19 protein-coding genes are annotated in these 23,965 nt (G+C 70.1%); 15 read left to right on the plus strand and 4 right to left on the minus strand.

Annotation, left to right across the window (positions count from 1 at the left end; translation table 11 throughout):
* Positions 1–13 precede the first annotated feature (13 nt).
* The 15 genes from IT371_15520 (at position 14) to IT371_15590 (ending at position 15,583) form a co-directional block, all read left to right on the plus strand.
* On the plus strand, positions 14–931 hold the full coding sequence (locus tag IT371_15520) for a radical SAM protein (protein ID MCC6749069.1): 918 nt from the start codon (positions 14–16) through the stop codon (positions 929–931).
* A 303-nt stretch (positions 932–1,234) separates the two neighbouring features.
* Positions 1,235–2,557 (plus strand): hypothetical protein, encoded by a 1,323-nt coding sequence (locus IT371_15525; GenBank protein MCC6749070.1) that lies wholly within the window; start codon positions 1,235–1,237, stop codon positions 2,555–2,557.
* Between the two features lie 191 nt (positions 2,558–2,748).
* Positions 2,749–3,360 (plus strand): sigma-70 family RNA polymerase sigma factor, encoded by a 612-nt coding sequence (locus tag IT371_15530; GenBank protein MCC6749071.1) that lies wholly within the window; start codon positions 2,749–2,751, stop codon positions 3,358–3,360.
* The gene (locus IT371_15535) at positions 3,357–4,229 is read left to right on the plus strand and encodes a zf-HC2 domain-containing protein (protein MCC6749072.1); all 873 of its coding nucleotides are present in this window, start codon (positions 3,357–3,359) and stop codon (positions 4,227–4,229) included. The genes IT371_15530 and IT371_15535 overlap by 4 nt, the downstream gene beginning before the upstream one ends.
* Positions 4,226–5,779 (plus strand): caspase family protein, encoded by a 1,554-nt coding sequence (locus tag IT371_15540; protein MCC6749073.1) that lies wholly within the window; start codon positions 4,226–4,228, stop codon positions 5,777–5,779. The genes IT371_15535 and IT371_15540 overlap by 4 nt, the downstream gene beginning before the upstream one ends.
* Positions 5,779–6,597, plus strand: coding sequence for a hypothetical protein (locus IT371_15545; protein ID MCC6749074.1), 819 nt, complete (start codon positions 5,779–5,781; stop codon positions 6,595–6,597). Before IT371_15540 ends, IT371_15545 begins: the two co-directional genes overlap by 1 nt.
* Before the next feature lie 77 nt (positions 6,598–6,674).
* Entirely contained in the window at positions 6,675–7,457 is a 783-nt protein-coding gene (locus tag IT371_15550) for a hypothetical protein (GenBank protein MCC6749075.1), read from the plus strand.
* Between the two features lie 301 nt (positions 7,458–7,758).
* Entirely contained in the window at positions 7,759–8,448 is a 690-nt protein-coding gene (locus IT371_15555) for a hypothetical protein (protein ID MCC6749076.1), read from the plus strand.
* 311 nt (positions 8,449–8,759) lie between these two features.
* A complete protein-coding gene (locus tag IT371_15560; GenBank protein MCC6749077.1) occupies positions 8,760–9,497 on the plus strand; it encodes a polysaccharide lyase family 7 protein in 738 nt (245 codons plus the stop codon).
* A gap of 98 nt (positions 9,498–9,595) precedes the next feature.
* On the plus strand, positions 9,596–10,978 hold the full coding sequence (gene hydA / locus IT371_15565; GenBank protein MCC6749078.1) for a dihydropyrimidinase: 1,383 nt from the start codon (positions 9,596–9,598) through the stop codon (positions 10,976–10,978).
* A 46-nt stretch (positions 10,979–11,024) separates the two neighbouring features.
* The gene (locus IT371_15570) at positions 11,025–12,164 is read left to right on the plus strand and encodes a hypothetical protein (protein MCC6749079.1); all 1,140 of its coding nucleotides are present in this window, start codon (positions 11,025–11,027) and stop codon (positions 12,162–12,164) included.
* A 69-nt stretch (positions 12,165–12,233) separates the two neighbouring features.
* A complete protein-coding gene (locus IT371_15575; GenBank protein MCC6749080.1) occupies positions 12,234–13,034 on the plus strand; it encodes a 1-acyl-sn-glycerol-3-phosphate acyltransferase in 801 nt (266 codons plus the stop codon).
* A gap of 49 nt (positions 13,035–13,083) precedes the next feature.
* Positions 13,084–13,962: a DUF1848 family protein gene (locus IT371_15580; protein ID MCC6749081.1), complete on the plus strand. Its 879-nt coding sequence runs from the start codon at positions 13,084–13,086 to the stop codon at positions 13,960–13,962.
* Between the two features lie 208 nt (positions 13,963–14,170).
* Positions 14,171–14,671 (plus strand): hypothetical protein, encoded by a 501-nt coding sequence (locus tag IT371_15585; GenBank protein MCC6749082.1) that lies wholly within the window; start codon positions 14,171–14,173, stop codon positions 14,669–14,671.
* A gap of 279 nt (positions 14,672–14,950) precedes the next feature.
* Positions 14,951–15,583 (plus strand): hypothetical protein, encoded by a 633-nt coding sequence (locus IT371_15590; GenBank protein ID MCC6749083.1) that lies wholly within the window; start codon positions 14,951–14,953, stop codon positions 15,581–15,583.
* A 26-nt stretch (positions 15,584–15,609) separates the two neighbouring features.
* Here the strand turns inward: IT371_15590 and IT371_15595 are convergent, their stop codons facing one another.
* The 4 genes from IT371_15595 to IT371_15610 all read right to left on the minus strand — a co-directional run bounded on the left by IT371_15595 (position 15,610) and on the right by IT371_15610 (position 23,859).
* Positions 15,610–17,523 carry a response regulator gene (locus IT371_15595; GenBank protein MCC6749084.1) on the minus strand — a complete coding sequence of 638 codons (1,914 nt, stop codon included), beginning with the start codon at positions 17,521–17,523 and terminating at the stop codon, positions 15,610–15,612.
* Between the two features lie 155 nt (positions 17,524–17,678).
* The gene (locus tag IT371_15600) at positions 17,679–18,860 is read right to left on the minus strand and encodes a lipid-transfer protein (GenBank protein MCC6749085.1); all 1,182 of its coding nucleotides are present in this window, start codon (positions 18,858–18,860) and stop codon (positions 17,679–17,681) included.
* Between the two features lie 55 nt (positions 18,861–18,915).
* On the minus strand, positions 18,916–21,927 hold the full coding sequence (locus IT371_15605; protein ID MCC6749086.1) for an SDR family NAD(P)-dependent oxidoreductase: 3,012 nt from the start codon (positions 21,925–21,927) through the stop codon (positions 18,916–18,918).
* 135 nt (positions 21,928–22,062) lie between these two features.
* A complete protein-coding gene (locus IT371_15610) occupies positions 22,063–23,859 on the minus strand; it encodes an amidohydrolase family protein (protein MCC6749087.1) in 1,797 nt (598 codons plus the stop codon).
* Positions 23,860–23,965 lie beyond the last annotated feature (106 nt).

A 23,965-nucleotide genomic window follows, 5' to 3' on the forward strand; every position in this document is an offset into this window, starting at 1 on the left:
GAGGTGCGCGTTCATGCCCGCGACTCCGGTCCCCACGATCTCCTACGACGGCGTCGAGATCCCCGACTACGGGGAGCGGCTCTACCCCTACGGCATCCTCGAGGTCACGCGGCACTGCAACCTGCGCTGCAAGACCTGCTTCTTCTTTCAGGCCTTCGCGCACGAGGAGGGGGACGTCGCCGACGCCGAGCTCGTGGCCAAGCTCAAGGCCCTCGCGAAGCGGCACCGCATCAAGTTCATGTCCTGGGTCGGAGGCGAGCCGCTCCTCCGCAAGCGCGTGGTCGAGCACGCCGCCGAGATCGTCCCTGGCAACGTCATCTTCACCAACGGGACCGTAGCCCTCCCCGACTGGCCGGTGACCTTCGCCGTCTCGCTCGACGGGCTCGAAGAGGTCAACGACGCCATCCGGGGGACGGGGGTCTTCGAGCGCGCCCGTCGCACCATCGCCCAGGCTCCGCGCCGGGTGCTGGTGCAGACGGTGGTCTCGCGGCGAAACCTGGACGTCCTGCCCGCCTTCACCGACGAGCTCGCCGGCTGGCCCAAGGTGGCGGGGGTGATCTTCAGCATCTACGTGCCGCAGCAGGGGGACGCGAGCGGGCTGGCCTTCGAGCTCTCGGCGCGCGATGAGCTCCTCGATCGCCTCCTCGAGCTCAAGCGCCGGCACGGGGCCTTCGTGGTCAACGAGGAGGCCGCCCTCGACCTGGCGCGGCCGGCGACCTGTCGCGAGGTCACCGACCGCTGCGACATGCGCGAGAACTCGCTCGCGCTCGACTACCGCCTCGAGCGACGCACCCCGTGCTGCTACGGCGAGAAGGTGGACTGCGATCTCTGTGCGGCACCGACTCCCTTCAGCCTCGCCGCGCGCGCCCGGGGGCTCGTCTCCGGCACCGATCACCTGGCCGAGACGATCCGCCGACTCGGCCAGCGCTGACGCCACCGCTGCTGGTCACGCCCGCTCCACTGCACACGACAGGCAGCAGCCGCGTCGCGCGAGTATGTCGCGACGTTCCCCTTTCGGAGCGCTCCCGAAATCGAGTGTCGCGACGCTCGTCGAGTGGACCGCCACCTGCCAGGGAAAAACATCACAGCAAATCATTCCGGGGTCTTTGCCTTCCAGCAGCTGCTGGCCCTCTCCTTGCTATTTCGGCCCGTCGGAGCCTTTTCGTCGGCTTCGCGGTGACACGAACGACGGCGAACCGAGAGCCGGTTCGTCGACTGAGGAGGAGAGAGAGCCATGCTTCGAACGACAGCTACCCGCGGCGGCAAGCCGCGATGGACCCTGGGCCACGCCGTGGTGATCCTGGCCAGCGCCGCGACGTTGCTCTTGCCGGCGCTCGCGAACGCGCGGGCGGCCGAGCCCAACTGCCCGAACGGCGGACTCGTGGCCGCCGACGGTCGTCTGCAGGCGCAGCCGCTCCAGCAGGTGCTCGTACGCTCGTGGAACGGGCGGCGCCTGCCCCCGCAGCTCGTGGTGCAGCCGGTGCAGGTGGCGAACCCGCGTTTCCCGGCGCGCGCTCTGGACCCGATGGCGGTCTACCTGCGCGGCTGCCAGCCCGAGACGCGCATCAGCGTCGGGCGTCAGCGCACCTCGGCTGCGGCGCAGATCCCCGGAAGCGGTCGCATCGAGAGCTGCGACCAGGCGCGCGGGATCGCCGAGGCGGCGGCGCGCTACGTGAACGTGCTCGAGTTCGTCACGGGCAACGCGGGGATCAACGAGCCGGCCGTGCTCATCACGCACAACCCGCAGCACGTCTTCTGGCCGAACAGCATCTACAAGATCGAGGGGACCACGCGCGACGGTCAGCGCATCCCGACGGTCACCGGCCTCGTGGCGGGCCTTCCGCAGCAGCAGGAGACCCGCTTCGACCACTACACGCAGCGCCAGGAGAACTACCGCGTCTCGGGTGACCTCCTCCCGTCGGCTCGCGCGTGGCTGCGGCCGGGCAACCTCTACGCGAGCGAGCCCACGCAGAACCAGGCCCAGATCAACGAAGGTCGGGCTCTGCTCCAGTCCTCCGAGGAGAAGGCGAACCGCGCCCAGGAGCAGCAGGTGGCGTATGACGCCGAGTACGCCAAGGCACGTGCCCGGCAGCCCTACGACCAGAACATCGTCAACGCTTACCCGAACCAGATCCAGACGCTGCGCAACGAGGCCAACAACGAGCGCGCCCGCGGCCAGGCGGCGGTGCAGGAGGGCGAGCGCATTCGCGTGAACGTGCTCTCGCTCGCCGCGACTCCGGCCCACGCGGCGGTGACCCATGCCAACCGGCGCCTGCGCAACGAGAACGCCCCGCTCAACGTCGCGAACGGCGTCACCGAGGGGTACCACGGCTTCAGCATGCTCTCGGTGGGCGGGCTGGCCCGCGACCTCGTGGACACCACGGTGCGCTTCGGCGCGGTGGCCGGTCAGCAGAACGGCTCGGCCCGCACCGTCACCTGGCGCGTTCCCGACGGGGCGAACCAGCGCCACTCCTTCATCATGGAGGGCGTCCGGTACTTCGCCGTCCAGGTGGAAAACGAGCAGCAGCTGAACGACGCCGTGCAAGAGCGGTACTAGAAGGCTTCGCCCCTCCCTCCCTGGACCCGCCGGCTCGCGCGGGTCGTTCTCCAAGAAAAGTTAAGCAATTCAGCGCCTCTACAGGCGACGACCGTTCTCTGCAACGATCGGCCGCCTCGCGTTCTCACTTGGTGGGTCGGCGAGCGGCCGGCCCGTGTCACGATGCGCTCCGTGCAGGTGGATGACCCCCGATGGGCCACGAGCTGAAGGTGCTCCCGGGCGGCGAGGCCGCGATCGTCGAGGAGAAGCTACTCGACGACGACCTCATGCGCCTCGTGCGGCGCGGGGTGGAGTCGGCCTTCGCGGCGCTCATCCGAAGGCACCAGGCGCTCGTTCTGGGGTACGCCACGCGCTTTTTCGGGGACGGCCAGCTCGGACGCGAGGTCGCGCAGGAGGTGTTCCTCGTGGTGTGGGGCGAGCGCCAGAGCTACGAGCCGCAGGGCCGCTTCCGCTCCTACCTGATGACGCTGGCCCACCACCGCTGCCACGTCGTGGCCCGACAGCGGCGGAGCGGTGCCGCGAAGGTGGCAGCTCTTCAGGTGGAGGGGACGGCCCTGTCGGGCGGGGAGGAGGCCACGGCTCTCGGTCAGCTCCTCGCGGCGGAGCGGCAGGCGGAGCTCGCGCGCGCCCTGCTCGGGCTCGACGACAAGACCCGCGCGGCGCTGTCGCTGCGCTTCTCGGGCGAGCTCTCCTACGAGGAGATGTCGGCGGTGACCGGTCTTCCGGAAGGGACGCTCAAGGCGCAGGTCTGTCGCGGGTTGAGAAAGCTCCACGAGCGGCTGTTCGCCGAGGAGGGCCCATGAGCTGCGTGACGGTGGACCGGCTGATCCAGCACCTGGATGGCGAGCTGTCGGTGAACGACGCCCGGGGTCTGGAGGAGCACCTCGTCGGGTGCGCCGCGTGTCGGCGGCGGAGGGAGGAGCTGGCCGCGCTGGTGCGCGGGCTCGGGCCGGAGTCCCGCGAGGCGCAGGCGGAGGATCTGTCGGGCGCGGTGCTCGCGCGCGTCCGCGCCGGGGAGCGGGTGGAAGGACCCGAGCTGCGCGCTCGTACCGCCGGCGCGCGTGCGAGGCGGTGGATCCCGGTCGCGGTCGGGGGTGCCCTGGCGCTGGCCGCGGCGGCGCTCCTCGCCCTGCGCCTCCGGGAGCCGAGCCCGGGGCTACCGGGGGCCGGGTCGGGGAGCTTCTCGGTGCGCGGCGGCGGCTCGCTCGAAACCGAGCGCTGGCTTGCGCTGTGGGTCTACCGGCGGGTAGAAGGAACCCGGCGCTACGCGCCCGTGGAAGGACCGATCCGGAGCCACGAGCGACTCGTCTTCGGCGTGCGAAACGGGGAAGGACGTTATCGCCACCTGATGCTCGTGGCTGTGGACGCGACGGGGCAGGTCTATTGGTACTACCCGGCCTACGAGCACAAGGGGAGCGATCCGACGAGCATCCCCCTCGGGCGGGGCAGGGTGGAGTTGCCCGCCGAGATCGAGCACCGGCTGAGCCCCGGGCGCTTGCGGTTCTTCGCCCTCTTCTCGGTGGAGCCGCTCAAGGTCTCCGCGGTGGAGGCCGAGCTCCGGCGCGCGCGAGCGAGCCGGAAGGACCCGACCGCGCTCACGCGCCTCGAGCTTCCCGGGGTCGCGCAGCTCACGCGCGTCTTCGAGGTGCAGGGGGCGCGCGAGGGACCGTGAGAGCGGGTGCGCTCATCGTCCTCTCCCTCGTGGCTGCGGCGCTGGTCGCCGCGCGGCCCGGTTCCGTCGCCGCGGTGACCCCGACGCGTGCGCCGGCCCTCTTCGCGCTGGTCGTGGGCTACAACCGTGCCCCCGACCGCAGCCTGCCTTCCTTGCAGTACGCCGACGACGACGCGGTTCGCAACGTCGAGCTCCTGCGCTCCCTCGGGGCCGAGACGGTGCTGCTCACCGAGCTGGACCGCGCGACCCGCGAGCTCCATCCGGAGGCGAGGCCTACCGCGCCACGGCGGCCGGAGCTCGAGGCCGCGCTCGGGGCGCTGAACGAGCGCATCGCGGCGGCTCGGGCGAGCGGACGCCCGACGGTCTTCTACTTCTTCTACACGGGGCATGGGGACGTGCGGGACGGTGAGGGGTTCCTGCAGCTCGCCGACGGCGGCTTCACCCGTTCGGCGCTGCGACGGCTGCTCGCGGCCTGCCGCGCCCAGGTGATCCACGTGGTGGTGGACGCCTGCAAGTCGTACTTCGCGGTCTTCGAGCGCGGGCCGGGCGGGGTGCGGCGGCCGGCCGCGGGGTCCTTTCTGCCGCCCGATCCCGAGGTGCCGGCGCACGCGGGCTTCGTGCTCTCCACCTCGACCGCGAGCGACAGCCACGAATGGGAGGCCTTCCAGGGGGGAGTCTTCAGCCACGAGGTACGCTCGGCGCTTCGTGGGGCGGCGGATCTCGACGGGGATGGGCGCGTGACCTATGAGGAGGCGGCCGCGTTCATCTTCACTGCCAACCGCGCGGTGCCGAACGAGCGCTACCGACCGCGCTTCTTCGTGCGACCGCCGCGTGGCGCCTCCGCGACGGCCGCCGTGCTGAGCGACCTCCGTCGCGGAGCGGGACGGCGCCTCATCTTCGACGGACCGCGACGCAGCCACTTCACCGTCGAGGATGCCGCCGGAGTGCGTCTCGCGGACCTGCATCCCGGTACGAGCGCCGTGGCGCTGCTCGTGCCCGCCGTTGGCCAGCTCTACGTCCGCCGCCGCGGGAGCGGCGAGGAATACCTGCTCCCCGAGCGCTCGCCTGCCACGGTGCGGCTCTCGGGGCTCAGGAGCCAGCTCGCCACGGCCCGGGCCCGAGGGGCGGAGCACGAGGCCTTCCGGCGGCTCTTCCGGGACCCCTTCGACGGGGGCGCGCTGAGGAGCTATCGCGACCGCCCGGATGACAGCGCGGACGACCATCTGCCGCGTCGCCCCTGGCAGACGTGGGCGAGACCGGCGCTCCTCGGCGCTGCGCTGGCCACGCTCACGTCGGCGGGGATCCTGACCGGGCTCGGGCTGCGGGAGCGCGGGCGAACGGACGAGACAACCTCGCAGCTCGACCGGATGGACGCCAACCGACGCATCGCGCGCTTCAACGCGGCCGCGGTGAGCTGCTACGCGCTGGGGGGTGCGGCAGCCGTCGGATATCTGCTCTGGCAGCTCTGGCCGGCGCGTCCTCCGGCGATCACGGTGACCCCGGCCTTCGGCGCAGGGGGCGCGGGGCTGCAGCTCGAGGGGCGCTACTGATGCGACGTCTTCGGGCGCTCGCGCTGCCGGCGGCGCTCTCGGCCGCGCTCCTCGGGAGCTGCGTCCCCGAGCTGGCCCTCGAGGGGGCGCCGTGCCCCTGCGGGTCCGGTTACCAGTGCTGCGCCACGACGGGGCGCTGCGTGGCGGAGGGGGACTCGTGCAGCTCGCACTACCCGAGCTCTTCGAAGCGGCCGTGCGAGCGGGACGACGGGTGTCCCGCCGGGGAGGCGTGTCACGCCTGGCGGGTGCTCGAGGACGACGCGAGCGCCTTGCTCGGCCCCAAGGAGTGCCGGACCCGCTGCTCGTCGGCGCATCCGTGCGCTCCGGGAGAGGTCTGTCGTCTCGGCTTGCACGACGGCCGAGCCACCGGCGCGCTGCAGCTCGCGCTGCTCTGTACGCCCCAGAAAGAGGCCGCGGGGTGTCCGGCCACCGAGTGCACGAGCTGCGGCGGTGCGCAGCCCGGGAGCACCTTCTGTCAGGGGAGCGAGCTCCACGGCTGCCTGGTCTCGGCGCACCCGCTCTGCGGCGTCACCTGCCAGAGGACGAAGCTCGCGAGCTGCTATCGCTGCAGCGAGACGCCGGGAGGCGCCGCGTGCGAGCCGCCGCCGACGGGTATCTACGCGCTCTGCCGCGGCTACCCCTGCGCGGAGTGCCCGAAGGAGGGGGCCGCGTGCGCCGGGGAGGTGCTCCGGACCTGCCTGCGGGCCCAGGTGGCCGAGGTCCCCTGCCGCGAGCTCTGCCTCCCCGTCGAGCTCGGGCGCTGCGCCCGCGGGTGCGTCCCCGGCGCGAAGGGGGCGGCCGCCACCTGCGCCCCGTAGCGCGGCGCATCCACTTTTCCTGCAACCTCCCGGCGGCCCGCGTTCTTGCTCCGAGGACCCGAAAGGAGCGAGGCGCGATGGGTGCGACGAAGAAACTGGCTCTAGCTTGTACGACGATGGGCCTCTTGCTCGCCGGCTGTGGCGACGATGGCGCCACGGTGGCGCCGCGAGGAGAGGAGTATCTGGCCCGCGGGGGGCTGAAGGCCGATCAGTCCAACTCGTGCGTGGGGCAGTGCGGAGGCAAGGCCCCGGCCGGGTGCTTCTGCGACGCGGAGTGCGCCACGTTCGGTGACTGCTGCCCCGACAAGGTACGGGCCTGCGACAAGAAGCAGCCCTCGTGCAAGAAGAGCTGCGGCGGCCGCTCGTCCGACGGCTGCTGGTGCGACGCGAAGTGCAGCCTCTACGGAGATTGCTGCCCCGACCGGGATAGCCTTTGCCCCGCGCCTCCACCCCCGGCCTGCAGCTACTGCGACGGCAACAAGCGGTACGTGGCGAAGGACCCGAAGGCCTGCACGGTCATCAAGTTCACCTGCAACCCCGGGGAAGCGTATTTCGGGGATGCGTGCGGCTGCGGCTGCGAGACGAAGCCCGTCTGCAACTACGCCGACCCGGCGCGGCGGTACCTGGTCCAGGGGGTCAACGTGTGCGTGCAGCCGATGGTCGCGTGCAAGTCCGGCGAGGAATTCTTCAAGGACGAGTGCGGGGCCGGCTGCAAGACGCCCGCGGCCTGCGACTACACCAACCCGAAGCGGACCTGGGTCGCCAAGGACGCCAACAAGTGTATGGCGCTCCTCTTCGGTTGCCCCGACGGCGAGAAGGGCTTCGAGGACACCTGCGGGTGCGGCTGCGAGAAGCCGTAGCGCGCGCGTCCCGCCCACCGGGCGGTTCGTCGGCAGCGCGCTGTTTCAGTGCAAACGTCCGTGGGCGCTCACGATCTTTCCAACGCCCGTAGCGGGGCGCCTCTAGCCAGCCATGCGGGTTCGAGCCCCCGGCGGCGCGCAGACAAACCTCTGTGATGTCGACGGCGCCTTACCGGGCACGGCCGTTGCTCTGGGCCGGCCTCGGAGCACGCGGTCTTCGTGCCCGACGCTCCGAATCGCCAGCCCACGTCTCGTCACGCTTCGTGATGCCGTGGCCGGTCACAGCCTGAAGGAGGATCCCATGTCGCGCGCACGGCGCCTCGTTCCCGGACTTGCCGCACTGCTCTGCACCCTATCTCTCGCCACGGCGAGCCGCGCCGAGACCCCGGCGGCCGGCGGGGACTGGTTTTCCCTCGCCACGGAGCTGCACCAGGCAGCTCTCGGACTCAACGGGGCGGGTAACCGTCTCGACGGCGACGGGCTGCGGGTGATGGCCGCGTTCGAGCAGGCCGTGCTCGCCCTGCACCAGAAGCACATCGGCGAGCGCGTCGGAGACGAGGCCTTCGGCGCGGCCATCTCTCGCCTCCCGAGCGGCGCCACGGACGACCACGCCTTCGAGCGGCACACGCTGCTCCTGCAGGGCCTGAGCACGGCGTCGTTCGCCCTCGTGAACCCCCAAGTTGTCGACAACGCCTTCACGGTCGCGGCCATGTCGGTGCTCTCGTCGCTGGACCTGCTCAACACGGACCTGCCCAAGCTCACGGCCGAGCACCGCCAGCTCGCCCCGCGTGAGGGGCACCTCGGCAGCAAGGAGGCCGGACGGCTCCTCGACGTGCGCTCCAAGATGGCCCGGCTGCGCAAGGCCAGCGCCCAGTCGGCCGTGTTCGCGCTGGGCGATCTCCTCGGTGGCTCGCGCAACTTCTCCTTCGGTGCGCCCAAGCGTCCGGGGCAGGGCTTCTTCGCGAGGCTCCTGGCCGGCGGTCGTCGATAGGCGGGCTCGTTGCGCGCGCGCTACGCACGTGGCCCTGCCGCACCGTAAGGGCCGCACAGCGTGTCCGGGCACCGACGTATTCTCTCCGACTTACGCGCCGCCCGCCCGGTCCGAGGGGCGGGTGCTGGTGGTCCATTCCTTGCTGGCTGTGGCCCGTGGAGGCCAGAGCCATACGCCGAGCTCGTTCCCAGCTCCTGTGTCTGCCCCTCGCCGCGGCTCTCGCGGCGCTCGCGGGCTGCACCGGGGAGGCGCCGCGCGGAGAAGATGCCGGGCCTCTCCCGCCGTCCTGGCGATCTGCGGACGCCGCCGCGGTGCTGGCGGACGCCGCCGCGGTGCTGGCCGACGCCGCCGCCGGCCTCGCCGATGGTCCGGCGCGTCCGGGCGATGCCCGTGGGTCGCAGCCAGCCGACCTCTTCGACCTCGGGCACTGGAAGCTCCAGCTCCCCGGGCCCCGGGACGTCCAACCCCGAGAGCTGCTCGCGGGCTTTTCCGACGGGCACTTCTATCTCGACGGAGCGTCGAAGGAGCTCGTCTTTTCGCTCGACGCCGCGGAGAAGGGCTCGACCTCCAACTCGAGCTACGTGCGCTCGGAGCTGCGCGAGCAGCTCACGCCGAACAGCGACCGCCCCAACTGGAACGCCGCGAGCGGGACGCACGTCCTGACGGCTCGCTGCAAGGTCGTGCAGAACACCCTCTCGCCCAACAAGATCACGGTGCTTCAGATCCACGGGATCGGCTCGGACGGTCAGAGCGCCCCGCCGCTCACGCGGCTGGTCTTCGAGGACGGGGTCCTGCTCATCCGCTACAAGGCGGACAAGTCCGGCAACACGGAGAACAAGGTGAGCTGCGGCAGCTACTCGGGGTACGTGGACTACGAGGTGAAGGTCCAGGGGAGTCGCCTGATCGTGACCGTGAACGGCAGCGAGAAGCTGAACCGCGACATCTCGTACTGGACCTGGGACAACTACTTCAAGGCCGGCGCGTACCCGCAGGCCACGCAGGGGCGGGTCAGCGTGCAGTTCGCGAAGCTCTCCGTGGCCCACCTCTGACGCGGTGCCCCGACGTCCCGCGGCCCGCCGGGCGCTGACACCCCTCTATTCCCCCTACATACTTGGTGTAGAGTCGCCCTCTCGGAGGGAGGGTACCCATGAGCCTGCTGATCAAGAACGGCGAGATCGTGACCGCTAGCGAGCGGTACGTGGCGGACATCTTCTGCGAGGGCGAGACGATCACCCGCATCGGCAAGAACCTCGCGCCACCCCCCGGCGCGACGGTCATCGACGCGACGGGCAAGTACGTCTTTCCGGGGTTCATCGACCCCCACACGCACATCTACCTGCCCTTCATGGGGACATTCTCCAAGGACAACTACACCACGGGTAGCCAGGCGGCGCTCGTGGGAGGCACCACCAGCTTCATCGACTTCGTCATCCCCACGCGCAAGGACCAGCCCCTGGCCGCGCTCTCCACCTGGAACAGCCAGTCCGAGGGGAAGTCGGCCTGCGACTTCACCTACCACATGGCCGTCACGCGCTTCGATGAGGGGATCGAGCGCGAGCTGACCGAGATCGTCGGGCAGGGGCTCCCCTCCTTCAAGATCTTCCTGGCCTACAAGGGGGCCTTCGGGATCGACGACACGGAGCTCTTCCACACGCTGCGCCTGGCGAAGAAGCTGGGCGTGATGACCACCGCCCACTGCGAGAACGAGACCGCCGTGGTCGAGCTGCAGCGCCGGCTCCTCGGCGAGGGTAAGACCGGGCCCGAGTGGCACTACCACAGCCGCCCGCCCCTGATCGAGGCCGAGGGGACGCACCACCTGATGACCTTCGCCGAGCTCCACGACGCGCACGTCTATATCGTGCACCTCTCGTGCGAGGAGGCGCTGCGCGCCGCGCTCGACGCCAAGCTGCGCGGGGTCAACGTCTGGGTGGAAACGCTGATCCAGTACCTCCTGCTCGACATGACCTACGCCGAGCGCCCGAACTTCGAGGGGGCGAAGTTCGTCATGTCGCCGCCGCTCCGGGACAAGCGCAACCAGTCCGTGCTCTGGAATGCGCTCCGCCACGGCATCGTCTGCACCGTGGCCACCGACCACGCGCCCTTCGATTTCTCGACGCAGAAGCCGATGGGCAAGGACGACTTCACCAAGATCCCGAACGGCATCCCGGCTCTCGAAGATCGCGTGAACCTGCTCTACACCTACGGCGTGAAGGCCGGGAAGCTGGACCTGCAGCGCTTCGTGGACGTGGGGAGCACGCAGGCGGCCAAGCTCTTCGGCCTCTACCCGCGCAAAGGAGCCATCCAGGTGGGCAGCGACGCGGACCTGGTGGTCTACGACCCGGCCTACGAGGGGAAGATCAGCGCCTCGCAGCAGGTCATGGCGGTGGACTACAACCCCTTCGACGGCTGGCCCGTCAAGGGGCGCCCGCACGTGGTGACGGTGCGCGGCGAGGTCGCCGCCAGGGACGGGAAGTTCGTCGGCACCGTCGGTCGCGGCCGGCTGCTCAAGCGCGAGCCGACGCACTTCTGAGACCGCATCGCTTGGCCTCGCAGGTCTTCTCGAACGGTTTGCCACGATGAACCTCGATCCACGTTCGAGCCTCCGCACCCTTGCACGGCGCCTCGTCGCCGCCACGCCTCCGGCCCTCCGCGAGCGGCTGCGCCTCGCGTACGAAGAGGCGCTGCGCCACCGGCCGTATGTCCGGCTCGGGGTGTTTCGCGGCGAGACGCCTGCCGGTCCGCTCACCGTGGCCGCCGGGGGCCTGAGCGCGGGGAGCTGGCTCTTCTACCGCGAGCTGCTCTTCCCGCAGCCGCCCCGGGAGGTGGGGCGACGGACGCTGCTCCTCCGTCAGCTCCGGAGGCCGCAGGAGCTTCCGGGGGATCTGGTGTTGGTGGAGGCGGACGGGGAGCGCGCGCAGGCGTTCGCCCCGGAGCGGGCGTTCGTCGTGCCGTACCACGTCGAGTGCGTGATTCCGGCGCACGGCACGTGGACCGAGCTCTACGACCGGTTGCCGAAGGGGCTGCGTGGCGAGGAGCTGCGCCTGGTGCGCAAGAACGGCTTCGATACGGAGCGAAAGCCCTCCCGCCGGGACGAGGACCTCGAGCGCTTCTTCGCCACCATGTACGAGCCCAGCATGCGCGTGCGCCACGGTGCGATCGCGCTGCCCGCGACCCGCGAGGAGATGCGACAGGCCTTCGCCCGCAGCGAGCTGCTCCAGATCTACCAGGGCGACGCTTGGGTAGGCGGCGGCGTGGTGGAGGCCAAAGGGGAGCTGGGATTTCTCCATTGGATCGGCTGCACCGACGGGGATCCGCGGCTCTACCGCGAGGGCGTGGCCTCCGCGATCTACCTTGCTGCGCTTCGCTGGGCCAACGCGCGGGGTCTGACCGGGCTTAACGTTGTCGGGGCGCGCCCATACTGGGAATCGCGGCAGCTCCGGGCGAAGCTCAAATGGGGGGCCACGCTCCGGATGCCCACCGATTGGCCCCGCCAGATCTGGATCAAGGTGCAGCGTCTCACGCCCGCGGTGCGCGCCTTCTTGCTCCAGAACCCCAGCATGGCCGTGGATGGCAAGGGCAACCTCTCGGCGCTGGTCTTCCACTCCGGTTCGACGACCGGGGCGCCGGGGGGGCCCGCCGCGGCGACGGAGGATCGGTATCGCAAGGTGGCGGGGGTGAGCGGTCTCATCCGGCGGGACGTGGACGAGCTCGTCTGACGGGCGTATGGGGGTGGCGCGTGCGTGGCGCGTACGCCGTGCTAACCTCGGGAGACGAGGTCAGGCAGCGTGCAGCGGTATTCAGCGGACGAGATCCCCGTCCGAGACCCCAGGATCATCGAAGGGCTCGCCGAGCTCACGGAGCGGCTCGCCGGGCGTTACCACCGCGCCGAGGTGCGGGGGACCGAGCACGTCCCCGAGGGCGCCGCGCTCTACGTGGGCAACCACAGCGGCGGGATCTACACCGTCGACACGCTCATCTTCGCCGCAGCGGTCTATCGGGCGCATGGCCTGACAGCCGTGCCGTACGGGCTCGCGCACGAGCTGGTGATGGAGCTGCCGCTCTTGCGGGAGATCGCCCGCACCCTGGGCGCCGTGCGCGCGAACCACGACAACGCGCGACGCCTCCTCGCCGCGGGGCACAAGACCCTGGTCTACCCGGGCGGAGACGTGGAGGCCATGCGGCCGTTCCGGCACCGCCACCGCCTGGTCTTCGACGGGCGGCGCGGCTACATGCGGCTGGCCATCGCGACGGGAGTCCCGGTGGTCCCGGTCGTGGCGGCGGGCTCGCACTCGAGCTTCCTCATCCTGGACGACCTGCGCTGGCTCTCGCGCGCGCTGGGCGCCGACCGGGTGCTGCGCTTCAAGGTCTGGCCCCTCACGCTGAGCGTTCCGTGGGGACTCACCCTCGGTCCTCCGCCACCGTATCTGCCCTTGCCGGTGCAGGTGCGGATGTCCATCTTGCCGCCCTTCGTGCCGGAGCGGACCGGGGAGGAGGCGGCCGCCGACCCGGACTACGTCACCCGGTGCGCCTCGGAGGTTGAGCGGCGCATGCAAGCGGCGCTCACCCAGCTCGCCCTCCGTCGGTAGCGCCGTGTGGAGCGCGTCGTCGCTGGTTCCGGAGGCGCGCGCCGTCAGCGTGAGCCGGCGGACGGATATCCCGGCCCTCTTCGGACCCTGGTTCGCGCGGCGCCTCGAGGAGGGGTTCGCCGAGTACGTGCCGCTCGGCCCACCGCGCCGCGTGCGCTGCAGCCTGCGCCCCGAGGAGGTCACGCACTTCGCCTTCTGGAGCAAGTGGCCGCGCCCGTTCTTCCCGGTGCTCGAGCGGGTGATCGCGCGCGGGTACCCCGTGCTCTGGAACGTGACGGTCACCGGCCTCGGAGGGACCGCGGTGGAGCCGCACGTGCCGGCGCCTGAGCGGGCCCTCGAGGCTGTGACCGAGCTCGCCCGCCGCGTGCCGGCGAGCGCGATCCTCTGGCGCTACGACCCGGTCTTCGTCTCGAGCCGCTATCCTGCCGCGCACCACCTGGAGACCTTCGCGCGCCTGGCCGAGCGCCTCGCGGGTCAGGTGGATCGCGTGGCGATCTCGTTTCTCACCTCCTACGCGCGGCAGGTCGCGCCGGACCTCCGGGCCTACGCGCACGAGACGCGCGACCAGGTCCCCGAGGTTCCACTGGCAGCACAAGTAGACCTGGCCGGGCGTCTCGCGGACCTCGCGCGCGAGGCGGGGCTCTCGCTGACTGTCTGCTGCAGCCCCGAGCTGCGAGCTGCGCTCGGCGCTCCCCGGGCCGAGTGCAACAGCTTCGCCTGGGCCGCCCGCGTCTATCCGGCGCTCGCCGCGCGTCGCCTTCCGGACAAACCGTGCCGCCCCGACTGCGGCTGCAGCAAGGAGGTGGACCTCGGGGTCTACGACACCTGCGTGCTCGGCTGCCGCTACAGCTACGGGAGCGCGTGCGAGGCGAGGGCCCGAGTGCGCTTTGCCGCGCACGATCCCGAGGCGCCCTGCCTCATCCCCTGAGCGCCGCGGAATAAGCAGATCGTGTCGTGGTGGTCGAGACGCGCTGATCCACGATTCTCGACGAGGATCATCCCGGATCTCTGGGAATCGGTGGCGCGTCGCGCCGCGGGCGGGCCGGCAGCGGCGTCTTTTCCGACTGTTGGCCGTGCTGCCCCGAGGGCATGGACCTTGCCATAGCGGCCTCCGCAACCATCACGGAGTGAAGGAAATGCGCGTTCAGCGTACGGTTCGGAGTGTATTGTCCGCCGCGGCGGGCCTGCTCCTGGTCCTTGGCGTGTGCTCCGCGGCACGCGCGGATATCGCCGCCCGCGCGATCCGCGATCGCGATACCCGGAACAAGGTCACGACCGCGGCGCGAGGCTGGCTGGCGGACGCTTGGCGTCGCACGAATCCAGCCGCAGCCCCGATCCAGGTCGCGCGTATCAAGGTCACGCGCGCGCTCGAGACGAACCTCAACTACCAGGGGCCGTATCTCGACACGGGGCTCCGGCCCATCCCGGCCCGCTACAGCCGCGACGACCAGTACAACAAGGACGGCGGCTTCCAGGTCTTCTTCCGCTTCCTCGACGCTGGCCGGCCGGTCACGGGGTACGTGATGTTCCCCTGGGCCAGTCTGGAGAAGGCGAGCAAGAATCCGCTGGCCACCCCGCGCGGGGCGCTGGTGGTGCGCGACGGGAAGAAGCAAACGCAGCTCGACGTGCCGCGGTAGAACGCCGAGATCCCCTCTCGTCGCCCGGCCCCCCGCGGAGCGGAGCCCTCGGGAGCCATCCCGGCCGCCGCCCAAGTCTCTGGATCCAAACGGCTCGTCGGTCGCCGCGCCGGACGGCGCGCGCAGGTGGACGGCTACTCCCGCCGGCAGGAGTGCTCGCCGCTCTCGCCAACCGCTCAAAATTACGACCATTATCTCGCGCACGACCTGGCACATCGCATGCATGGAGTTCCGGCATCACATCCACCAAGAGGAGCTGCCATGTGCGCAAAAAGACGCATGGTTCTGGTTGTCTGCGCTGTCCTGGGTCTTGCCGCACCGTCGGCCCACGCGGCCCCCAAGAGCGCGTCTGCAAAACCGGCCTATAGCCCCGTGACCGAGCTGCGGCAGGGCAACGTGCCGATCGCGCTGCGACAGCGCGCGGCCTACACGGCGCGGATGGCGCTCGGCATCATGGACGCGCACGCGGCCGGGACGGACCGTCCGCAGTTCCCCGGGAGCGGGGGGATGGAGCTCTTCGACGCCAAGGTCACCCATGACGGCTCCTACATACTTGGTGCCGGCATCAAGGCGAAGCACTCGGTCTTCGAGCACCCGGCGGACGGGAGTCTGGGCGTGGAGCGGACGCGTCAGGCCGAGGTCACCTTCTTCAACGCGGCCGACGGGGCCGTGAAGGCCTTGATCCTGCGTCGCGTCGGCAAGGGCAAGACCACCGAGTCGAAGTTCTATCGCTTCTCCGACGGGACCTTTCACGAGGAGCAGTTCTTCGTGAAGAAGAACGGCCAGGCCGGGTGGCGCTACTTCGTGCTGGATGCGAAGGGCCGCCGCGAGAAGGAGGTCACGCGCGACGAGATGGCTTCCTTGAAGCTGCGCGACGAGATGAAGCGCCTGGGGATTCCCTCGGCGCAGTGATGTCGGCCGAGTCTCGGCGTGCAGGTTCACGGTCGCGCGTCGAGCGCCTCGCGCACCCGCCGTAGCAGGAGCTCGGGGCTGGCGGGCTTCTGCAAGAGGACAGCGTCGGTGCGCAGGAGGTCGTGGCCGGAGATGGCGTCGGCCGTGAAGCCGGACATGTAGATGACCTTCGTCCGCGGCCGCTCGAGGAGGAGCAGTTCCGCGAGCTCCCGACCGTTCATCTGCGGCAGCACCACGTCGGAGAGCAGGAGATCGATCTCACCGGCGTGCGCGCGCGCCGCGGCGAGGGCGGCCTCGGGGGTGGCCGCCTCGAGCAGGCGGTAGCCGCCGCGCAGGAGCACCTCACGGGTCACGGCGCGCACCTGAGCGTCGTCCTCCACGACCAGGATCGTCTCCGAGCCTCCCGTCGAGAAGAGGTCGGGAAGGGAGGCCGCTGTGGTGGGTTCTTCCTCGGTGCAGGGCAGGTAGACCTTGAAGGTCGTGCCCCGCCCCGGCTCGCTGTAGACGCCCACGCTACCACCTGCCTGCTTGACGATGCCGAAGACTGTCGCGAGTCCCAGGCCCGTGCCCTTGCCCTTGGGCTTGGTCGTGAAGAAGGGCTCGAAGATGCGTGTCTGGGTGGCCGCGTCCATGCCGATGCCGGTATCGCTGACGGCGAGAAGCACGTGCGGGCCGAGCGCGGCGCCGAGATGACCTCGCTCGTAGGCTGCATCGAGGACCACGTGGTCGGTCTCGAGGGTCAGTTTTCCGCCCCGGGGCATGGCATCGCGCGCGTTCAGGACGAGGTTCAGGACCACCTGTTCGAGCTGCCCGCGGTCCGCCTTGACACGCCCCACGCCGGGACGGGCGACGATCGCCAGCTCCACGTCTTCACCGACCAGGCGGCGCAGCATCTTGCCGAGCTCGGTGACGACCTCGTTCGGATCGAGCACCTGGGGCTCGACCACCTGCTGCCGGCTGAAGGCGAGGAGCTGACGCGTCAGCCCGGCCGCTCGCTGCGCGGCCTTCTCGATCTCCTCGAGCCCCGCGCGCGCGGCGTGCCCGTTCGGCAGTTCGAGGAGGAGCAGCCCCGATTGGCCGAGGATGACCTGCAGCAGGTTATTGAAGTCGTGGGCCACACCTCCCGCCAGCCGTCCCAGGGCCTCGAGCTTCTGGGCCTGGAGAAGCTGCGCTTCCAGCCGCTGTCGCTCTGCTTCGCTGCGGTTGCGCTCCGCGATCTCGCGCTGCAGCTCGAGGTAGCGCTCGTCGAGCTCTTCGTGGGCTCGGCGGAGCTCGTCGCCAACGGACCACGCGGTGCGCAGCCAGGTCCACGAGCTGCGCAGCGACGCGAGGGCGCCCGTCTTCCGCCGGATCCGGATATCGAAGACGGCTCCGTCCGGCAGGGATCTCTGGGTGACCTCGGTTTCGTGGGCGCCGAAGAAGCGCGCCAGGCCGTGCAGGACCCCTTGCAGGACGAGGTGATTCTCGCGCGACGGTGCGTAGCCGGGTCGCATGCGCACCTCGATCCTCAGCAGGCCCGGCGTGACCTCGAGGATCCTGGTCTCCGGACCCACCACGAGGCGCGCGGCCGGTCCCCCGGGGGAAAAGGCCCAGCGATAGGTGTCGGCGAGGGAGAAGAGGAGCCGTGCGGGCACGACCAGCACGCGCAGGTAGGGTGAGTCCAGCAACGACGACCCGAGCTCTACGAGCTCCTCGTCGTTGAATACCTCACCGAGGTTCGCCATCAAGCGCGCGAACGCGGCCCACGAGATGCGCTGGTTCAGACTTCGTAGCTGGGCAAGGTCGTAGCCCGTGCCGTTCGCGAGCCGTTCGGGGTCCAGGCCCTTGCGTCGCGCGGCCTCGAAGAAGGGGCTGAGGGCCCGCGCGCTTACCTCGCGACCGATGAGCTCCTCGGGAATCGTGCGCGACGCGGGTTCGCTGGCCGTGCCGAGGTTGTCCACGACGCCCTCCACCGCCCCCCGCGGAGGTGAGTATGGCACGATGGGGGGCGTGTGCCGAGGGGGCGTCCCGAACGGCGGGGCCCGAGGCGGGCGAGGGGGGGCGCGAAGAGGGCGGGGGGCCGAGAGGGCGGCGCGGGAAAAAAAGAGGGGGGGGATCAGTCCTTACGGTAGATCGTGACCACGCAGGCGCCGCCGAGGCCCAGGTTGTGCTGGAGCGCGACCTTGGCGTTCGGCACCTGGCGCTTGTCGGCCTGGCCGCGGAGCTGCCATACGAGCTCCGTGCACTGCGCGAGCCCCGTGGCCCCGAGGGGATGTCCCTTCGAGAGGAGGCCGCCCGACGGGTTCGTGACCCACTTGCCGCCGTAGGTGTTGTCCCCGTCCCAGATGAACTTCTCGGCGCCCCCCTCGGGGCAGAGGCCGAGCGCCTCGTAGGTCAGGATCTCGTTGGCCGTGAAGCAGTCGTGCAGCTCGATGACCTGGATGTCCTTCGGACCGAGGCCGGCCTTCTCGTAGGCCTCCTTCGCCGAGGCCACCGCCATGTCGTAGCCGCACATCTTGATCATGCTCTTCTCGTCGAAGCTCGTCGCGAAGTCGGTCTTCATCGACTGCGCGGCGATGTAGACCGGGTTCGAGATCCCCTTCTTGCGGGCGAACTCGTCGGAGCAGAGGATCGCCGCGGCTGCGCCGCAGGTCGGCGGGCAGCACTGGAAGCGCGTGAGCGGGTCGAAGACCTCCTGCGACTCCATGATCTGCTGCAGAGTCATCTTCTCGTTGAACATGGCGAGCGGATTGCGGCTCGCGTGGTCGCGGGCCTTCACGGCCACCTGTCCGAAGGTCTCGCGCTTGGTGTCGTACTTCCAGCGGTACTCGCGTCCCGCGCCGCCGAACATCTGCGCCGCCGGCGGAGCCTCGGTGAAGCCCTGCACGTCGTTCATCAGCCCGGCGTGCCGGTCGAGGGGGTTCGTGCGGTCGGTGTACTTCGAGCCGAGCGCGCCCTTCTCCATCTGCTCGAAGCCGATCGCGATCACGCACTCGGCGAGGCCCCCGGCCACCGCCTGCGCCGCGAGCATCAGCGCGCTCGAACCCGTCGAGCAGTTGTTGTTCACGTTGAAGACCGGGATCCCGCTCAGGCCCACCTCGTAGACCGCGCGCTGACCGCAGGTGCTGTCGCCGTAGACGTAGCCGCAGACGGCCTGCTGGACCTCCTTGTAGTCCACGCCGGCGTCGGCCAGAGCCGCGCGCGCGGCGTTCGCCGCCATCACGTTATAGGGGTCGCTCGCGCCGGGCTTCTGGAACTTCACCATCCCGACGCCGATCACGTTCACTTTGCGTGGCATTCCTCAGACCTCCTTGGGCCGCCGCGCGGGCGGCCGTTCGAACGCAGCTCGAGAGCTAGAGCAATCCCGCCATCAGCAGGGCCACCTTGTGTACCGGGCGCATCGCCCCGTCCACGCGCGCCTTGCCGTTCTGGAAGAGAGCTTGCAGCGTCTGCTCGCCCTTGGCCACCTGCCCGAGCGATTCGTCATCCATCGTCACGGTCGTCTCGGCCGTGGCGTCGGCCCCGGACTTCATCGTGCCCTTCTGCTTGAAGTCCACTGTCCAGGCCTGACCGTCCACCTTGAAGCAGACCACCGCGCCGACCTCTGCCGCGAGGTCCGGCTTCGCGGCGAGGCGCGTGGCCAGCTTCTCGAAGACCAGGCCGGCCACCTTCTCGGCCTTCTTCGGCCCCGTCGTGGCCGCAGCCGCCTGCCCCGCGCCCGACGCGCGCGCCGCCGTGATGGCCGCCTTGGCCTGGTTCACGTCGATCTTCTGCAGGAAGGACAGCTTCTGCGAGGCCATCACGTTGCCGGAGATCTTGAGCTGGCCGCCGAAGTAGAGCTTCTGCGGGTCGGCCTTTCCGGAGGTCATGGCCATGAAGTTCTCGTCGGAGAGCTCGAGCGTGCACTCGGACTTCGCGGCCTCGCCCGCGTCCACGGCACCCTGCTTCAGGTCCACGGTCCAGACGCTCTCCGGCGAGGTGAGCCGGAACTGGAAGACCACCCCGATGGCCTTCACCGTCTCGGCGTTCTTCTGCACGTAGTCGCGGATCGCCGCGAAGACGTCCGCGCTGGTCAGCTTGTCCGAGGCGGGGGCCGCCGCGGTCGCGCCCGTCGCCGCTCCGCCGCCGCCCGACGCCACGCGCGCCTTGGCTGCGGCCATCACCATCGCCGGGTCGATCTTCTGCAGGAAGGTCAGCTTCTGCGAGGCCATCACGTTGCCCGAGATCTTCAGCTTGCCGCCGAAGTAGAGCTTGTTCGGGTCGGCCTTGCCCGTGCACATGTCCATGAAGTCGGCGTCCGAGAGCTCGAGCGTGCACTCGGACTTGGCCGTCTCACCGACGGTGCAGGAGCCCGAGCCGTTCTTGAGGTCGAGCGTGTAGAGCGAGTCGGGGTTCGACAGCTTGAACTGGAAGACCGTCTGGACCTTGCCCGCCATGTCGGGGTTCGCCTTCAAGTAGCCGCCGATGGCGGTGAAGACGTCCGCGCTGGCCGGCTCGGCGCTCGCTGCCGGAGCTCCCGCTTGCGGTGCGGCCGCCGCCTTGGCCTTCTCCTTCTTCTTGGGCACCTCATCGTAGAGCTCGATCACGGCGTTGGTCAGCACCACCTTGTCCCGATCCTTGACCTTGCAGCGAGCGAGGATCCGGTTCTTGGACTCCTTCCAGAGCTCGGTGACGAGCGTCTCGCCGGGGAAGACGCTGTCCGCGAAGCGCACCCGGATGCTCTTGAAGAGGCTCGGGTCCCCGTCGCAGAAGGCCGTGATGGCCTGCCGCGCGGCGAAGCCGTAGGTGCACAGGCCGTGCAGGATCGGCTTCTCGAAGCCGAAGGCCTTGGCGAAGGAGGGGTCCGCGTGGAGCGGGTTCCAGTCCCCCGTGAGGCGGTAGAGGAGGGCCTGGTTCTCGGGGATCTTGGCCTCGAACTTCGCGTCGGGGGCGCGCTCGGGGTAGGCCACGTCGTTCGACGGACCGCGGTCGCCGCCCCAGCCGCCGGCCCCGCGCACGACGGCCGTCAGCTCGTTACGCACGAGCTCCTCGCCGTCCTCGTCGAAGGACTTGATCTCCGTGACCACCACCGCGTTCTTGCCCTTGTCGTAGATGTCCTTGATCTTCACGCGGTGCTTGAGCGTGGCCTTGCTCGGGAGCGGCCGCATGACCTGCGTGAACTGCTCGCCGTGCAGGATGCGGTCGAAGCCGTAGTTCAGGCCCGGCGCGGTGACGCCCTTCTTGGCCTGCTCCATGATCGTCGAGAGCGCCGGGATCACGCCGAAGGTGGGAAGCACCTTGAAGCCCTTGCCGTGCATCTCGTAGACCAGCGGCAGCTCTTTTTCGTCGAGCGGATTGGCCGCCGCGCCGACGGCGAGGGCGTAGAAGGCCGCCTCCTGTTCCTTGTAGCTCGAGCTGACCTCGGGGAACTCGTAGCCGAGGGCAGCGTCCACGTCGATGAACTCGTTGCCCCCCTTGCTCGGCCCGGCCTGCGCGTTCGTCAGGATCGGCTGGAGCGACTCGGCCACGTTCGCGGGGTGCGTGACCTTGTCGAAGCCCGTGATCTTGGGCCACGCGCGCTTCACGTCCTCGACCGTGATGTTCCGGCCGGTGCGCAGCATGAGGCCCTCGGCCCGCTCCCAGCGCAGCTTGCCGAAGAAGCCGCCGCCCACCTCGAAGAGGCCGCCGTTCTCCTCGCAGCTCTCGTGGCAGAGCCACATCACGAGCGGCGTGACGTACTCGGGCTTGAGCGCGTCGAGGAGCTCCTTGGGGAGCACGGTCTCGGTCATGCGCGAGCCGGCGAGCGGCGCGATGGAGTTGACGTGCACGTTGCGGCGGCCTCCCTCGAGGGCGAGGGTGCTGCCGAAGCCGACCACGCCCAGCTTGGCCATGCTGTAGTTCGCCTGGCCGAAGTTGCCGTAGATGCCGGCGGCGGAGGCGGTCATGATGATGCGGCCGTAGCCCTGGTCGCGCATCAGGTTCCAGGCGGCGTGCGTGACGCGATAGGCCCCGAGGACGTGTACCCGATAGATCAGGTCCCAGTCCTCCGGCGTCATCTTCTGGAAGCTCACGTCGCGCAGGATGCCGGCGTTGTTCACGACGATGTCCACGCGGCCGAAGGCGTCGATGGCCGTCTTGATGATGTTCGCGCCGTCCTCGACCGAGTCGTAGTTCGGCACCGCTTGCCCGCCGGCGGCCTTGATCTCGGCCACCACGCGGTCGGCGGCTTCCGAGCCCTTGCCTCCGCCGGTGAAGCCGCCGCCGAGGTCGTTCACCACGACCTTCGCGCCGCGAGCCGCGAACATCAGAGCGTGCGATCGGCCGAGTCCGTTGCCCGCGCCGGTGATCACCGCAACCTTGTCATCGAACCTCAGTTCCTTCGACATGCGCATGCCTCTTCGGATGGTTGACGGGGCGCAGCATAGATCCTTCGGCGGCCTTTGACCAGCTGGTCACACCTAAGAAACTACTTTAAGTCTAGCGCGCGCCGCGGCACGCGCAATAGAAGTAATATCAGTTACTTAGCGAGACGGGTCCAGCGGTGCGGGGTCCGCGGCGCCGACGCGCCCGTCGTTGTCGGCGTCGGCGTCGGTCGCGTCAGGGGTTCCGTCTCCGTCCGTGTCGAGGAGATCCGGATCGGGACGGAAGCGCAGCCCGTAGAGCCGGATCGCCGTCAAGCGGGCCCAGTTGGCGTAGGCGTCGGGATGCGCCTTCACCTTCACCTCCGCGATCACCTGCGGCACGGTGTAGACGAACTGCCCCTGAGGGTTCGCGATGCTCTGCTTGCTGAAGTGCTGCAGGCCGTCCACGGTGGCGTCCGTGCCGAAGAGCGTGCGGCTGGCGTCGAGGGTGCGCATCGCCTCGAGGACCGACGACGGATTCATCCAGCTCGTCTCCGCGTAGAGGTTCGGCACGGGCTGGATGAGCGCGAGCGTGGAGGCCTTCTCGAGGGCCCCGAGGTTCGTGTGCATCATCACGATCGGCACCGTCGGGTAGCGCCTGGCAAGCGCGACGAGGCGCGTGGGGGTGCTCGGGTCGTCGGTGGCGGTGTGGAAGGCGACGGGCACCTTGTACTTCACCGCCAGAGCCATGAACGGATCGACGATGGCGCCGTCGGCGGGGAACTTGTGCACCGTCGGGTGGAACTTCATCGCCTTGAAGCCGTGGTGCGCGAGGAGGTCTTCCACGTCGGCGACCGCGTGCTGCCCGGGGATGACCCACACGACGGGCACGATCCAGCGCTGGGCCTTGTGGAGCGCGGCGAGCCGGCTCAGCTGCAGCGCGATCGTGTCGGGCGTCATGGTCAGCGCGTGGGTGATGCCGTTCGCGGGCAGGAGCGCGGTCATGGGACTCGGGTCGTAGGCCCAGCTCGCGTCGAAGGGGTGCGTGTGCACGTCCACGAGTCCGAGGTCGAGCAGCTCGGGGGGCACATCGAAGAGGGTGCCCTTCTCGAGCCACGCCTCGTCGAGGTCGGCGGGGAGTCGGTAGTCGCCTCCCCCCGGCGGCCGGTCCTCGACCCCGGTCTTCGCGTCGCGCAGGTAGAAGGAGAGCTCCTGCTTCGCGGCGCCGAGGTTCGTCGCGCCGGCGCGCAGCGGGCTCTCGAAGCTCATCGCCACCTTGGTGTAGCTCCCGGTGGCTCCGCGCAGCAGCAGCTCCGGCTGCGCGAGGTCCGTCGGGTAGTGCAGCGTCTTTCCCGAGGCCGTGGGCGCGAGCCAGTAGTCGTCGGCCCCCGTCGGGGCGGTCCTCGTCCCCTTGGCCGTGAGGAAGAGCGTGGCGCTGCCGTCCTCGAGGCGAAAGCGGTAATAGGTCGGGCGCGCCGAGGCGGGGATCGTGACCTTGAAGATGTCGAGCCCGGCGCTCGAGCTCTCGAGGGTCATCGGGAGCTCGCGCAGCACGCCGGTCCAGAGGCGCAGGACGACCTTCTTGACGTCCCCGGCGGTGGCTTCGAGGCGTACGGTGACGGACTCGATCGCCGTCGGCGTGCGGCTGGAGAGGTGCCGTGGGTCGCTCGGCCGGTGCGCGAGCCGACAGGGATCGATGGCGTTCGCCCGCGGCGGGACGACCGGCTGGCAGGGGCCGCGATCGGCCGCGGTGGCATCGCCGCGTGGGCCGTCCGGGGTTCGCGCATCGCCCGGCGCGTCCCGGCGCGCATCGAGCGCGGTGCCGTCGCCGCGTCCGTCGGCGCTTGCTCGCTGGTCGGCCATCGCCGCATCGGAGACGCGGCCGTCCTGATCCGGGGCGCGTCCCGTCGAGCAGGCCGCGGCGAGGGCCGTCAATAGTCCGAGCAATCCGGCAGGCAAGGCGGCCAAGGCGCGCATGGCCCGCGCACGGTAGCAGATGCGGCAGCCCGTGGGGACTCGGGCCTCAGGATGCTAGCGGCGTCAGGTGGCTAGGTGGGGCGCGAGGCTGACGATCGGCCTGCGC

This window comes from Deltaproteobacteria bacterium (assembly GCA_020848905.1).
Taxonomy (GTDB): Bacteria; Myxococcota_A; Polyangia.